Origin of the sequence: Xanthomonas codiaei (assembly GCF_002939785.1) — a bacterium.
In the GTDB taxonomy this organism is placed as follows: Bacteria; Pseudomonadota; Gammaproteobacteria; order Xanthomonadales; family Xanthomonadaceae; genus Xanthomonas; species Xanthomonas codiaei.
The window spans coordinates 111,342-124,382 of record NZ_MDEC01000002.1; the positions used below are offsets into that span (position 1 = coordinate 111,342).

Below are 13,041 nucleotides of genomic sequence, written 5' to 3' on the forward strand. Positions count from 1 at the left end.
CAACAGAAAGATGAAGCGGGACGCATCGGGCGGCGGCATCGGGCCACCGCGCGATGCCGTGCCTCAGCAGGGACGATCGGCGGTCAGGCCGCAGGTCCAGCCCTGCCACCAGGTGTCGTTGGCATCACGCACGCCACCGATGTAGTTCACCTGCTGGAAGAAGCTGCTCACCCCGTTCAAGCCCTGGAATGCCGGCACCGCGCTTTCGTTGGCGCCATTGACGAACGTGTTCTGCAAGGTGGACACGCCGTTGGCGACGTTGTTGGTACCGGCCGCGAACTGGGTAGCCGCACGCGGATCGCTGCCGAACGCGGTCGGGCAGGCGAAGAACACCGAGTTGAAGGTACCGAGCGTGTCTGTATCGGCCAGGTTGAAGCACACCAGACCATCACCGGTGCCACCGGCCGGACGGGTGACCACCGTGTTGTAGAACGCGGCCTGGGTGCCCTGGTTGAGCATGATCGCCGCACCGGCGCGCGCATTGCCCACATAGGTGAAGTTGGCCACCTTCGGGCGCGAATACGGCTGGCGACGCAGGCTGCTCCACTCGTTCATGCGGTCGCCGCCACCGGCGCGCTGCACCACGATGCCGAACTGCAATGCACCGCTCCAACCCGCATCGGTATCCAGCGAATCGTCGTCGGCACCGGTGATGACCACGTGGCTGCCGTTGACCGTGCCGCCGAACCATTCGATGCCGTCGTCGGAGCTGTTGTGGATCTGCACATAGTCCAGACGCGTGCCGCTGCCCACGCCGGCCAGGGTGATGCCCTGCAGCTCGTTGTTGGGCGAAATTTCGAAGCCCGAATACATCACGCGCAGGTAGCGCAGCGAACCGCTGTTGTCGGTGGCGCTGTTGCCGCCGTAGAACGCGTTGGTGCCTTCCACCTGCGCCTGACACTCGGGCGTGCCCGACACGGTAGCGCCCGGGCAGTTGTTGATCGCCGCGCGGCCCAGCACCACGATGCCGCCCCACAGACCGATGGTGTTGGCGCTCACCGTGCCGTCCAGCGCCTGGCGTGCCGTGAACACGATCGGTGCGGTGGCGCTGCCTTCGGCAAAGATCTGCGAGCCGCGATTGACCACGATGTAGTCGCTACCGGCCGAACCATACAAGGTCACGCCCGGCTCGATGGTCAGAATGCCCTGCACACTGCCGGCCGCCGGTGCGGTGGCATTGCCGCCGCGGTCGGTGCCCACATTGACGCGACCGCTGATCGAATACGCGGTGCCTGCACGGGCCGGCACCACCAGGTTGCCGGTGATGGTTTCCGGCAACTGACAGGAGCGCAGCGTGTTGTTGGCGATGGTGCCGACGTTGGAAAAACCGGTCGGGCAATCGGCGGCCGGGCCGCCAGGTGCCGGTGCAGGCGTGGGTGCAGGTGTGGGTGCCGGCGTCGGCGCGGGCGCCGGTGCAGGCGGAAACGCGCCTTCGCCCGGCGAAGCGACACGGTCGGCACCGCCACCGCAGGCAGACAGCGCCAGGGCGGTACCAAAGGTCATGAGAAGTGTCCTGCTGCTGTTGCGAACGGCCATGTGGCTGATCTCCAGGTCAAAGAGTCCGGTATGAAGAGGAGTCGTCAAGAATTGGTTGCGTTCCGCGCACTGCAGTGGCGAGCACGTTCAAGATCCCCGTCACCTTTATAGGGGCCGTCTGTTGCATTTGTCTTACCGCGACACATTTGACATATCGCTGACACACGCCAGCATGCACTGTAGCCGGATGACATCCACCGCAATTCCCACCCCATTGGCCGACTGGATCCTGGCGCAGGCCCTGGCCGGCCAACCGCCCGAACAGGCGCTACAGCCGCTGATCGATCAAGGCTGGACCGAGCAGGACGCCATCGACGCGGTCGAGGCATTGGTGCGCGACCACATCCAGCGCCATGCCCAGGCCAATGGCCTGCCGCTGCCGGTCCGCGTGCCGGCGCTGCTGCAACACGACGATGCCTCGCTATTGGAGCTGGGCGACCGCCAGGTGCGCGTGCTGATGAGCCTGCTGCTGCCGCGCGTGGTGGTGTTGGGCGGCTTTCTGTCCGATGACGAATGCGATGCCTTGATCGCGCTCGCACAGCCGCGCCTGGCGCGCTCGCGCACGGTGGACAGCGGCAGTGGCGCGCAGATCGTGCACGCCGCACGCACCAGCGACAGCATGTGCCTGCAGCTGGGCCAGGATGCGCTGTGCCAACGTATCGAGGCACGCATTGCGCGTCTGCTCGACTGGCCGGTGGATCACGGCGAAGGACTGCAGGTGCTGCGCTACGCCACCGGCGCGGAGTATCGGCCGCACTACGATTATTTCGACCCGGATGCGGCCGGCACGCCCGTGCTGCTGCAGGCTGGTGGCCAGCGCGTCGCCTCGCTGGTGATGTACCTCAACACGCCCGAACGCGGGGGTGCCACGCGCTTTCCCGACGCGCATCTGGATGTGGCCGCGATCAAGGGCAACGCGGTGTTCTTCAGCTACGACCGCCCGCACCCGATGACACGTAGCCTGCATGCCGGCGCACCGGTGCTGGCCGGGGAAAAGTGGGTGGCCACCAAGTGGTTGCGTGAGCGCGCAGTGCGCATGCCTGGCTGAGGGCGGCGATCAACGCGTACACAGTTGCCAAGTGCTTGACGATTTCGCTGAAGATGATCCGTCCAAGCTCTTGGATCAGCTCCCTGCGACAGGGTGTCGACTCATGATGGCTCTCAGAGACAGTCAAGAGCTGGGTGAGTCGAGCGAGCGGTACCCTCACCGCTCGCGGGACACGCCGTAAACCCGTCCATGGGGGGTTCGATGGCGGCATCCATGCCACCAACGGTCCCGCAATCGGCGAGGGCACCGCACCACAGAGTTGGTCGACAGCTAACCGAAAGCGGTCACACCATATGCCGCGTGGGCTTGCTGCTACGGCACTGGTGTACGACAACAAGAAAAGCAATCGAATGAATCTGATCAGCAACGCGCTCATGCATTGCTCTCACTTGCACACCCACCAACTCCACTGGCCCTTGCCCGCCCACCGTCGCGGGACCTTACGCGGCATGGATGCCGCGTAAGAGCTTACAAGGACGTACTTGCAGCGTGTCTCGCGATGGTGGGCGGGCAAGGGCCCTGCAGTGAATCTGCAGCCCCACACCTACCGTCTTGCCGACCAATCAACGCGGCCCAAACAAGCGCCGATCGATCCGCAGCATCACAAAACGCAGCGGCGTCCATGCCAGGCACAGCCCGGCCAGGATGCCCAGCGTATCGGCCAGCGCATCGTAGGGATCTGCGCTGCGATTGGTGGTCAGCGCGCCTTGCGCGATCTCGATCCCGATCCCCAGCAGCACCAGCCCGAACGCAGCCAGCAACAGCGCGCGGCGCGTGGCGAACAATTGCACTGCACCCCAGCACAACAACACGAAGGTCAAGAAATGCTCGGCCTTATCGCTGTTGGACGGCAACTCCGGAAATTCCGGTGGTGGCCCCAGGCACACGGCAACGACCACACCGATTGCAGCAATCCACAGACCCACCCACAAGCGCGGCCGCCGAAACGGCCGTAACGCCGAAGTCACAGCCGCCACGTGAGATCGCCAGCCAGAAAAGCAGGGGCGAAATCCATCTCGCGCGAGAAACCCATCACCTGGAAACGCTCGCCCATTTCGCTGGGCAGGGTGAGCTGCTTGACCTGCTGACGCAGGCGCATGCGCCCGACTTCATCGGTACGCGCATCGGCCTGGGTCAGCAAGGTATCCAGGCCATTGCCCAGCAGGAAACTGGCCTGCGTGCAGTAACCGGCCAGCTCGAAACCGGCGCCGGTGCCGGCCTCGGCCAACGCAGTGAAATCCACCGAGGCGGTCAGGTCCTGCAGACCCGGCCAGCGATACAGATCCTCGTGCATGCGGTGGCGATAGAACGCGCGCAAGGTGCCGTCCTCGCGCTGCGCACGATAGAACTCGCCACGCGGATAACCGTAGTCGACGAACAGCATCGCACCGCGTTTCAGTCCGCCGGCCACCGCCTGGATCCAGTACGGCAGCTGCGGCAACAGCTCGGATCGATAGCCGTCGGCGAACGGCTGTTCCAGATAGCGTTCCAGATGCCGTACCGCCGCGCTCAGCAAGGCGTCGGCCGGCTGCTCGCCGCGCGCGAACTGCTGCTGCGCATCCAGCACCACGGTTTCCTCATAGACCTGCCCATTGCGCATCGCAAAGCGTGGCGTGGGCAAGGCGTCGATCACCTCGTTGGCGAACAGCACGCCGTCCCAATCGTCGGGGAATGGTGCGTCCAGCCACTCGACCAGATCGAACACCGGCGGAATCAGGCTGCGCCCCAGACGCTCGCGCTGGCGTTCGCGCAGGTCGGCACTGGGCTCGAGAATCGCATAGCGCTCGGGCAGCGCATCCAGTTCCAGCAACCGCTTGAGCGTGACCTCGGCAAACGCACCGCTGCCACCGCCCACTTCCAGCACCCGCGCCTGCGGCCCCAGTTGCTGCAGCACCGGCGCCAGCGCACCGGAGACGGTGGCGGCGAACAGCGGCCCCAGCTCGGGCGCGGTAACGAAGTCGCCGGTCTCGCCGAACTTGCTCGACCCGGCGCTGTAGTAGCCCAGGCCCGGCGCATACAGCGCCAGCTCCATGAAACGCGAGAACGGAATCGCTCCGCCGGCCGCCTGGATTTCGGCGCGCAGATGCGCGGCCAACCGCTCGCTATGCGCCAGGGCGTCCGGATCGGGTGTGGGAAGGTCGGCGTGCATGCGGGCACCGGTTGCGAAGACAATGCACAGGATAGCCGAGCCCTCCGCAACGCCGAGCGAGTACGCCATGACAGACAGTTCCAAGGTGGTGTTGATCACCGGTGCAGGCCGCCGCATCGGCGCGCAGATTGCCACCACGCTGCACGCCGCCGGCTACCGCGTCGCGCTGCATGCGCACCGCTCCGGCCAGGCGCTGAGCGCGCGCGTGGCTGAGTTGTGCGCGCAGCGCGCCGGGAGTGCATGCGCCCTGCAGGCGGACCTGCGCCTGCCGCAGGCGCCCGCCCAGCTGGTGGACGACTGCATCGCCGCCTTCGGCCGCCTGGATGCGGTGGTCAACAACGCCTCGGCGTTCTATCCCACCGCGCTGGGCCAGGCAACGCCGGCGCAGTGGGACGAATTGTTCGCCGTCAACGCACGTGCGCCGTTCTTCATCGCCCAGGCCGCCGCCGCGCAGCTGCGCCTGCACCGCGGCGCCATCGTCAACCTCACCGACCTGCATGCCCTGCAGCCGATGCGTCATCACCCGCTGTACGGCGCCTCCAAGAGCGCGCTGGAAATGCTGACCCGTTCGCTCGCACTGGAACTGGCGCCGGACGTGCGGGTCAACGCGGTGGCGCCCGGTGCGATCCTTTGGCCGGAAGAAGGCAAGGCCGCCCAGGCCAAGCAGGCACTGCTTGCGCGCACTCCGTTGGCACGGATCGGCACGTCGGACGAAATCGCCGAGGCGGTGCGCTGGTTGCTCGACGACGCCAGCTTTATCACCGGACACACGCTGCATGTGGATGGCGGCCGTCGACTCAGCTGAGAACGGTTGGCCGCACAACTGCGCTCACCGCCAGGCGGGCGCAAACAATGCTCGGTGAGAGATGCGCATGGCGACTCGTACATCTCGATCATGAGGGCGCCATCCACACCCGCCTGCCGACTCCTGGATACGTCTGCTGCGCGAAGGCGGACCAAGCACATTGCGTCGTGCGACTACATCGCCAGCGATCGGCATCCCCCTGCGCACAAGCCAATCTGCACAGAGCCCGGCTTGAGTGCGGCACGGCCAGCTGCACTGCACACCTGCGCTAAAGCGCAGCATTCAGCGCAGGCGCATCCAGCTCCACTGTGGCGAACGCACTGCCATGCTGCGGATGCGCCTGCCATAGCGCGGCCAGCGTCTGCCCGCTCAACGGGTCCACGAAGTCCGGCGCGATATCGGCCAGCGGCTTGAGCACGAAGGCATGCTTGAGCTCGGGCCGCGGGATGCGCAACTGCCCTGGCCCTTCGACGATGCAATCGCCGAAGAACACCACATCCACATCCAGGGTGCGGTCGCCCAAACGCGGCCCGCTGCGATCGCGGCCGTGCGCATCTTCCAGCGCATGCAGCCACTGGTCCAGCGCGGGCAACTCCAGCTCGGTCTGCAGCGCCACGGCGTTGTTGACGAAATCCGGCCCATCGAAGCCCACCGCCGGCGTGCGGTACGCCGGGGACACGAGGAGCGGGCCAAAGCGCGCGTGCAGCGCCGCCACGGCCAGGCGCAGGTAATGGGTCGGCTGGACGTTGCTGCCCAGGCTGAGAAGCACGGTGGTCATGCGGTATTCGCGCATGCGGCCGGCGTCAGCGTCAACTGTTGCACGCGTGCCGGCTGCCTATCGACGCGCAAGCCGCACACCGCACTTCGGCTCAGGCCACTTCGAGCGCGTGCGCCACCGCGCGGAACACCCGGCGCATTTCCAGCGGTTTGCGCAACACGTGCACCGGGATATCGGGCGGGAAGTGCACCCGCTGCAGCGGCGACCCCATGTCTTCCAGCAAGATCGCCGGCCCCTGGTAACCCAGCTCCTGCATGCTCAGCAGGACATTCACCGCAGACAGCTGGATGATGTCGCTGTCGATGATCACCAGGTCCGGCATGGCATGCTGCTGCACCAGCTGCAACGCCGCAAAGCCATCGGTGGCCAGCTGTGGCTGATATCCCTGGCTGGACAACGCATTGCCCAGCAGCGACAGGCGCGTGGCCTCGCCATCCACCAGCAGGATGCGCTGCCCACGGCCCAGCGCAAGCGGCAGTTCGGCGTCGGCGATCGTCACTGCGGCCGCACGCATCGGCACGATCATGTCAAAGCGCGTGCCTTCGCCCAGCCGGCTATCGACCTGGATGCTGCCGCCGTAGCTTTCCACGATGCGCTTGCACGAAATCAGACCCAGTCCGGTGCCATCGACCTTGGTGGTGAAGAAAGGGCTGAACAAGCGCGCGCGGGTTTCATCGCTCATGCCCACGCCGGTATCGGCCACGCTCATGCGCACGCGCGTGGCATCGAAGCGATCGGCCGACAGCATCAAGGTGCCGCCGCCCGGCATCGCCTGGATCGCATTCAAGCCCAGGTTGAGCAGGCATTGCTGCAGCTCGGTGGAGTTGGCCTCGATGGTCAGGTCCGCCGCGATCGGGTCCATCTGCAGCCGCACGCCATCGGGCAGGCTGCTCTTGAGCAGCATCTGCACGGCCGAAAACAGGCTGGCGATGGACACCTGCTCGCGCGGCTTGTTGGAGCCGCGTACGAACGACAGCATCGACTCGGCCATCTCGTGCCCGCGTCGGCCGCACTCGGCCACCACGTTGGCCAGCTGGCGCAGCTGCGGGTCGTCGGTGCGGCCGGCCAGCAGGTCGGGCACGATCAGCAAGGGTTGCAGGATGTTGCGCAGGTCGTGGCTCAAGCCGGCCGCCAGCATCGCCAGGCTCTCCAGGCGCTGCGCACGCATCAGTTCGCTTTCCACCCGCTGGCGCTCCAGATCCGCGCGCGCCTCGCGGATGGCCCGCATCACTGCGCTCGGCAGGCGGGTGGGATTGTGCTTGATGATGTAGTCGTTGGCGCCGTCCTGCAGCGCCTTGACCGCGGTCTCCTCGCCCATGGTGCCGGAGACGAAGATGAAAGGAATGGCGCCGTTCTGCCGCACCAGGCGTAATGCCTGGTGACCGGAGAACCCGGGCATGCTCAGATCCGACAGCACGATGTCCGGCTGGAACGCGTCCAGCGCACCGCGCAACGACGGCTCGCTGTCCACGCGCTCGAACGCCGCATCGATGCCGGCATCGAGCAGCTGATCGGACAACAGCTCGGCGTCTTCTGGCGAATCTTCCACCAGAAGGATCTTCAGCTGCTCCATTTTGCCCCCCTCATGCGGCATGGGTCAGTCCAGCTCCGGCGCCTGGTTGATGACCGCCCAGAAGGTGCCGAGCGTCTTGACCGCGTTGAAGAACTGATCCACATCCACCGGCTTGACCACATAGGCATTGACGCCCAGGTCCCAGCTGCGCGCCAGGTCGCTCTCCTCGCGCGAGGACGACAGGATCACCACCGGCAGACGCTTGAGCGTTTCATCGCTGCGCACCTGCTTGAGCACTTCCAGCCCGTCCAGGCGCGGCATCTTGATGTCCAGCAGCAGTACCGCCGGCAGACCTTCCTCGCGGTTGGCATAGGCACCGCGGCGCAGCAGATAGTCCATGGCTTCCACGCCGTCTTCGACGTGCACGATGGGGTTGGCCAGGCGCGCATCGCGCAGGGCGTCGACCGCCATCTCCGCGTCGGCCGGGCTGTCTTCTGCCAGAAGGATGGTACGAATGGCACTCATACGGTGAACTCTTGGTTGGGCGCCTCATGCGCAGGGGGAAGCTCGAAATAAAACGTGGCGCCTTCATCGACGACGCCTTCGGCCCAGATGCGGCCACCGTGACGCGTCAGCACCCGCCGCACGCTGGCCAGGCCGATGCCGGTGCCCGCGTACTCGCTGGCCTTGTGCAGCCGCTGGAACACGCCGAACAGCTTGCCGCTGTACTCCATGTCGAAACCGGCGCCGTTGTCGCGCACGCTGAACTGGTGGCCGCCCTCAGGCGTTGGCACATAGGTGATCTCGATCCTGGCCACCTCGCGCTTGGCGCTGTACTTGACCGCATTGCCCAGCAGGTTCATCCACAGCTGGCGCATCATGTTCTCGTCGGCCACCAGCACCGGCAGTGGCGCGATCTGCCACTCCACGCGGTGACCGGTGTTCTCGCTCTTCACATTGGCATCCAGGATCGCGCGCGTTTCGGCGACCAGCGACTGCATGTCCACCGCCTGCAGTCGCAGCGCACCACGGCCCAGGCGCGAGTACACCAGCAGATCGTCGATCAACGACGCCATGCGCCGCGCCGAGCTGCTGATCACTTCCATGTAATGGCGCGACTTCTCGTCGGCGGCATCGCCCAGATGGCGCGCCAGCTTGTCGGAGAAGCCGGCCACATGCCGCAGCGGCGCGCGCAGGTCGTGCGAGACCGAATAGCTGAAGGCCTCCAGTTCGCGGTTGACCTCCGACACCTGCTCCACCTTGCCCTCCATCTGCCGGTTGAGCTCGGTGATGCGCAGCTGCGAGGCCTTCTGCAGGCTGATGTCGCTGACCGTCATCAGCACCACGTCTTCGTCCACCGTGTCCGGCAACGGCATACGGCGCGCATTGATCAGCATGGTGCGCATCACGCCGTCGGCGGCGCGTTGCTCGTGTTCGAAATCCCACAGCTCGCGGCCGCGCAGCAACACGTCGGCCAGCCGCTGGTGGATCTGCTGGTCGCGCCACACGCCGTCCCCCACGTCCTCCAGCGCCATCAACTCGTTGCCGCGCTCTTCCAGGCCGTACAGCTCGGCGAACGCGGGGTTGTGCAGCACGATGCGCTGGCTGGCGTCCAGCAACACGATGGGCTCGCGCACGGTCTGCAGCACCGAGCTGGCGCGGCCATTGGCACGCAGGTATTCCTGTTCGGCCGCCAGCCGGCGACGGATCTGCCGCTGCAGCAACCAGATCACCGTGGTCAGCAACAGCAACTGCACCGCCAGCGCAGCCCAGCTCAGCATCGTGTAGTGCATGCGCTCGGTTTCCGCGCGCGCGTTGCGCTGCGCCAGCAGCCGGCCCTCGGCACCTTGCAGTTCGTCGATCAACACGCGAATCGGGTTGTTCACCGTCATGTCGTTGATCAGCGTGCGGATCTGCTCCGGCTCGGTCGTCACGGCGATCCGCTCGGCCAGCAGCAACCGGCGCTCGATCGTGCTCTGGATCCGCCCGACGCGCAGCAGCTGCGGCGGGTTGTCGTTGGTCAGTGCAATCAGCCGCGACACCGCGGACATGGATTCGCGCCGGCCCCGACGCATGCGCTCCAGCAGCGCGGGGCGGTCCACGCCATGCGAACGCATCAGCGCGGCCGACTCGGTGTCGCGCATCGCCGCTTCCAACCGTTGCGCGGTTTCCTGCACTTCCTGGCTGTGCGACACCCACACCGCAGCCCGGTTGGCGTTATGCGCCATCTGCTGCAGCAACAGGGACGGCACCACCACGATCAGGCACACCGCCACCGCCAATGAAGGCAGGCGCCAGCGATCCCATTTGTCTGCTTGGGCCGTTGTCTGCATTACCAGATCTGTATCCGCTCGCTGCAAGTCCCGGGTCGGCTCGGCATTGTCTCCGATCCCGCCCCACACCAGATTAATGATTCAGCAAATTTCGGGTAGCTCCGTGACATTGCTGAATGGGCATATCATAAGTGCAGCAAACGTGAAAACGGCGAGAGCGCCCGCCACCTGTCGGCTTGCCGGTCAACTGGACCAGACGAAAAAAGGCGCACTCCGGAGAGTGCGCCTCGTGCTCGGGCCAGCCGCCTCGCCTCGGCCGGCCCGGCATTGCCAGCGGCTGCGCTTACTTCTTCGCAGCGACGACCTTCAGGCCGGTCGACTTGACGCTCTTGACGCCTTCGATGCCCTTGGCCACGGCCACCGCCTTGTCGTGCTCGGCCTGGGTCGCCACCGAGCCGGTCAGCGTCACGATGCCGTTCTTGGTCTCGACCTTGACGTCGGTGCCGGACACGTTGTCGGTCGCCAGCAGGTCGGCCTTGACCTTGGTGGTGATCCAGGTGTCGGTGACCGGCTTCTTGGACTCGTTCATGCCGGCGGCATGGTCCTTGTGCGCGCCCATGTCCTTGTCCTGCGGCGCGGCGAATGCCTGCGTCGCACCCAGGGTCAGGCCCAGCGACAACGACAGCGCCAGCAGCTTGCGTGCATGTTTCATGTTCTTCATTCGAGCCACTCCTGTTGAACGTGGCTGCAGCTTGCGGCGGCGCTCGTCGAGCAGACGTGACCGCAGCATGCAGGCGCCGTGAACCCGGCGAACACGCGTGGGTGCAATACCATGCGGGTTCCTTCCGTCGTTGCGATGAACCGTTTTCAATGCCTAAACCGTTCAATCTGGCCGTCGTCGGGTACGGCTATGTCGGCCATACCTTTCATGCACCGCTGATCGCCAGCACGCCGGGCCTGCAGTTGCACAGCGTGGTGTCGTCCAAGCCGCAACAGCCACAGGCGGACTTCCCGGGCATCGATGTCGTCGCCGACCTCGACACCGCGCTGGCCGATCCCGCGCTCGATGCCGTGGTGCTGGCCACGCCCAACCAGACCCATGCGCCATTCGCGTTGCAGGCGCTGGCGGCCGGCAAGCACGTCCTGGTGGACAAGCCCTTTGCGCTGGATGCCGCGCAGGCGCGCAGCATGGCGGCCGCCGCGGCCGCCGCCGGGCGCATCGTCAGCGTGTTCCAGAACCGCCGCTGGGACGCGGACTTTCTCACCTTGCGCCGGCTGATCGACGAAGGCCAGCTGGGCGAGGTGGTGGAATTCCATTCGCACTTCGACCGCTATCGCCCGCAGGTGCGCGACCGCTGGCGCGAAAGCGATGCTCCCGGCGCCGGCCTGTGGTACGACCTGGGCCCGCATCTGCTCGACCAGGCCCTGCAACTGTTCGGCATGCCGCAGGCGATCGGCGCGGACCTGCAGCGCCAGCGCAGCCAGGCGCGCAGCGACGATTATTTCCACGTCACCCTGCACTACCCGCGGCTACGGGCAATCCTGCACGCCGGTTCGCTGGTGGCCGACAACCGCCTGCGTTTTGCGGTGCATGGCACACGCGGCAGCTATCTCAAGCATGGCCTGGATACGCAGGAAGATCAGCTGCGTGCCGGACGGCGCCCCGGCACGGTCGGTTGGGGCGTAGACCCGTTGCCGGGCACGCTGACGCGCGTGGACGACGAAGGCCGCGTGCACACCCATCAGCCGGACAACCTGCCCGGCGATTACCGCCAGTGCTACGCCGCCTTCCGCGACGCTCTGGCCGGCACCGGTCCGGCGCCGGTGGCTGCTGAGGAGGCGGTGCAACTCATGCATTTGCTGGAGCTGGCGCAGCGCAGCGCGGCGACCGGCCAGGTGCAGTGGCTGGAGGACGTGCGCACGCCCTGACGCAGACCCGGCCGCACCCGCGTTGCAGCGGGCACGGCCATGCAAAGCCGCCTATGCGTCCTTGCTGCCGATCGTCGGCGGGGCCGCGGTGGCGGACATCACCGCATGCCCGCCGAACTGGTTGCGCATCGCCGCCAGCAGCTTGTCGGTGAAGGAGTCCTTGTCGCGCGAACGCAGCCGCTCCATCAGCGACAGGGTGATGACCGGCGCCGACACTTCCAGATCGATCGCCTCGGCCACCGTCCAGCGGCCTTCGCCCGAATCGGCCACGAATGGCGCAATGCCGCCCATGCTGGGGTTGTGGCGCAGCGCATCGGCGGTCAGGTCCAGCAGCCACGAGCGCACCACGCTGCCGTCGCGCCAGATCTCCGAAACCTGATGCAGGTCCAGCGCGAAATCGGTCTTGTGCTGCATCAACGCGAAGCCTTCGGCATAGGCCTGCATCATTCCGTACTCGATGCCGTTGTGGACCATCTTGGTGAAGTGGCCGGCACCGCTCGGGCCAACGCGCCCCCAGCCCTTGTCGGGTGCCGGCGCCAGGGTGGCCAGGATCGGATGCAGCGTGGTCACCGCCGCTTCCTCGCCACCGACCATCAGACTATAGCCTTCCTTCAACCCCCACACGCCGCCGCTGGTGCCGCAGTCGACGAAGGCGATGCCGCTGGCCTGCAGCTGCGTGGCGCGGCGCTGCGAATCCTTGTAGTACGAGTTGCCGCCATCGATGACGATGTCGCCGGCCTGCAACAGCGGCAGCAACTGCGCCAGGGTGTCGTCGACGATCTTGCCGGCCGGCACCATCAGCCACACCACGCGCGGGCTCGGCAACGCGGACACCAACGCGTCCAGCGCATCGGCCGTCACAATGCCCTTGGACTGCGCACCGCTGCGCGCGCTGGCGCCCGGATCGTAGCCATGCACGCGGTGCCCGCCGTGCACCAGGCGCTCGGCCATGTTGGCGCCCATGCGGCCCAAACCCACCATACCCAGTTCCATAACCACTCCTCATGCTC

12 protein-coding genes are annotated in these 13,041 nt (G+C 66.4%); 3 read left to right on the forward strand and 9 right to left on the reverse strand.

What is annotated here, in order from left to right; all coding sequences use genetic code 11:
• Window positions 1-63: 63 nt before the first annotated feature.
• Window positions 64-1,536: a hypothetical protein gene (locus tag XcodCFBP4690_RS01820; RefSeq protein WP_167394428.1), complete on the reverse strand. Its 1,473-nt coding sequence runs from the start codon at window positions 1,534-1,536 to the stop codon at window positions 64-66.
• Window positions 1,537-1,723: 187 nt separating this feature from the next.
• Between XcodCFBP4690_RS01820 and XcodCFBP4690_RS01825 the strand changes: the two genes are divergently transcribed.
• On the forward strand, window positions 1,724-2,584 hold the full coding sequence (locus tag XcodCFBP4690_RS01825; RefSeq protein ID WP_104539367.1) for a 2OG-Fe(II) oxygenase: 861 nt from the start codon (window positions 1,724-1,726) through the stop codon (window positions 2,582-2,584).
• Between the two features lie 563 nt (window positions 2,585-3,147).
• Here the strand turns inward: XcodCFBP4690_RS01825 and XcodCFBP4690_RS01830 are convergent.
• Window positions 3,148-3,561, reverse strand: coding sequence for a VanZ family protein (locus tag XcodCFBP4690_RS01830; RefSeq protein WP_104539368.1), 414 nt, complete (start codon window positions 3,559-3,561; stop codon window positions 3,148-3,150).
• Window positions 3,549-4,802 (reverse strand): class I SAM-dependent methyltransferase, encoded by a 1,254-nt coding sequence (locus tag XcodCFBP4690_RS01835; protein WP_208622668.1) that lies wholly within the window; start codon window positions 4,800-4,802, stop codon window positions 3,549-3,551. The genes XcodCFBP4690_RS01830 and XcodCFBP4690_RS01835 overlap by 13 nt, the downstream gene beginning before the upstream one ends.
• Here XcodCFBP4690_RS01835 and XcodCFBP4690_RS01840 point away from each other — a divergent pair.
• Entirely contained in the window at window positions 4,801-5,538 is a 738-nt protein-coding gene (locus XcodCFBP4690_RS01840; RefSeq protein ID WP_104539369.1) for a pteridine reductase, read from the forward strand. The two genes, XcodCFBP4690_RS01835 and XcodCFBP4690_RS01840, sit on opposite strands and share 2 nt — an antisense overlap.
• A 268-nt stretch (window positions 5,539-5,806) precedes the next feature.
• Here XcodCFBP4690_RS01840 and folK read toward each other — a convergent pair whose 3' ends face one another.
• The 5 genes from folK to XcodCFBP4690_RS01865 form a co-directional block, all read right to left on the reverse strand.
• The gene (gene folK, locus XcodCFBP4690_RS01845) at window positions 5,807-6,316 is read right to left on the reverse strand and encodes a 2-amino-4-hydroxy-6-hydroxymethyldihydropteridine diphosphokinase (protein ID WP_104539483.1); all 510 of its coding nucleotides are present in this window, start codon (window positions 6,314-6,316) and stop codon (window positions 5,807-5,809) included.
• Between the two features lie 91 nt (window positions 6,317-6,407).
• The gene (locus XcodCFBP4690_RS01850) at window positions 6,408-7,910 is read right to left on the reverse strand and encodes an ATP-binding response regulator (RefSeq protein WP_104539370.1); all 1,503 of its coding nucleotides are present in this window, start codon (window positions 7,908-7,910) and stop codon (window positions 6,408-6,410) included.
• 3 nt (window positions 7,911-7,913) lie between these two features.
• Window positions 7,914-8,354: a response regulator gene (locus XcodCFBP4690_RS01855; RefSeq protein ID WP_064510966.1), complete on the reverse strand. Its 441-nt coding sequence runs from the start codon at window positions 8,352-8,354 to the stop codon at window positions 7,914-7,916.
• Entirely contained in the window at window positions 8,351-10,162 is a 1,812-nt protein-coding gene (locus tag XcodCFBP4690_RS01860) for a sensor histidine kinase (RefSeq protein WP_104539371.1), read from the reverse strand. The genes XcodCFBP4690_RS01855 and XcodCFBP4690_RS01860 overlap by 4 nt, the downstream gene beginning before the upstream one ends.
• 283 nt (window positions 10,163-10,445) lie before the next feature.
• Window positions 10,446-10,823, reverse strand: a complete 378-nt coding sequence (locus XcodCFBP4690_RS01865) for a BON domain-containing protein (RefSeq protein ID WP_167394429.1) — start codon at window positions 10,821-10,823, stop codon at window positions 10,446-10,448.
• 149 nt (window positions 10,824-10,972) lie between these two features.
• Here XcodCFBP4690_RS01865 and XcodCFBP4690_RS01870 point away from each other — a divergent pair, with 149 nt between their 5' ends.
• Window positions 10,973-12,031, forward strand: coding sequence for an oxidoreductase (locus XcodCFBP4690_RS01870; protein WP_104539373.1), 1,059 nt, complete (start codon window positions 10,973-10,975; stop codon window positions 12,029-12,031).
• A 51-nt stretch (window positions 12,032-12,082) separates the two neighbouring features.
• Here the strand turns inward: XcodCFBP4690_RS01870 and gnd are convergent, their stop codons facing one another.
• Entirely contained in the window at window positions 12,083-13,024 is a 942-nt protein-coding gene (gene gnd, locus XcodCFBP4690_RS01875; RefSeq protein WP_104539374.1) for a phosphogluconate dehydrogenase (NAD(+)-dependent, decarboxylating), read from the reverse strand.
• Window positions 13,025-13,041: the final 17 nt, after the last annotated feature.

Bases quoted from the DNA above. Each gene is read 5' to 3' on its own strand.
- gnd (WP_104539374.1), bottom strand. From the start codon at position 13,024: ATGGAACTGGGTATGGTGGGTTTGGGCCGCATGGGCGCCAACATGGCC.
- XcodCFBP4690_RS01840 (WP_104539369.1), top strand. From the start codon at position 4,801: ATGACAGACAGTTCCAAGGTGGTGTTGATCACCGGTGCAGGCCGCCGC.
- XcodCFBP4690_RS01820 (WP_167394428.1), bottom strand. From the start codon at position 1,536: ATGGCCGTTCGCAACAGCAGCAGGACACTTCTCATGACCTTTGGTACC.
- XcodCFBP4690_RS01855 (WP_064510966.1), bottom strand. From the start codon at position 8,354: ATGAGTGCCATTCGTACCATCCTTCTGGCAGAAGACAGCCCGGCCGAC.
- XcodCFBP4690_RS01850 (WP_104539370.1), bottom strand. From the start codon at position 7,910: ATGCCGCATGAGGGGGGCAAAATGGAGCAGCTGAAGATCCTTCTGGTG.
- XcodCFBP4690_RS01835 (WP_208622668.1), bottom strand. From the start codon at position 4,802: ATGGCGTACTCGCTCGGCGTTGCGGAGGGCTCGGCTATCCTGTGCATT.
- XcodCFBP4690_RS01870 (WP_104539373.1), top strand. From the start codon at position 10,973: ATGCCTAAACCGTTCAATCTGGCCGTCGTCGGGTACGGCTATGTCGGC.
- XcodCFBP4690_RS01865 (WP_167394429.1), bottom strand. From the start codon at position 10,823: ATGAAGAACATGAAACATGCACGCAAGCTGCTGGCGCTGTCGTTGTCG.
- folK (WP_104539483.1), bottom strand. From the start codon at position 6,316: ATGACCACCGTGCTTCTCAGCCTGGGCAGCAACGTCCAGCCGACCCAT.
- XcodCFBP4690_RS01825 (WP_104539367.1), top strand. From the start codon at position 1,724: ATGACATCCACCGCAATTCCCACCCCATTGGCCGACTGGATCCTGGCG.
- XcodCFBP4690_RS01860 (WP_104539371.1), bottom strand. From the start codon at position 10,162: ATGCAGACAACGGCCCAAGCAGACAAATGGGATCGCTGGCGCCTGCCT.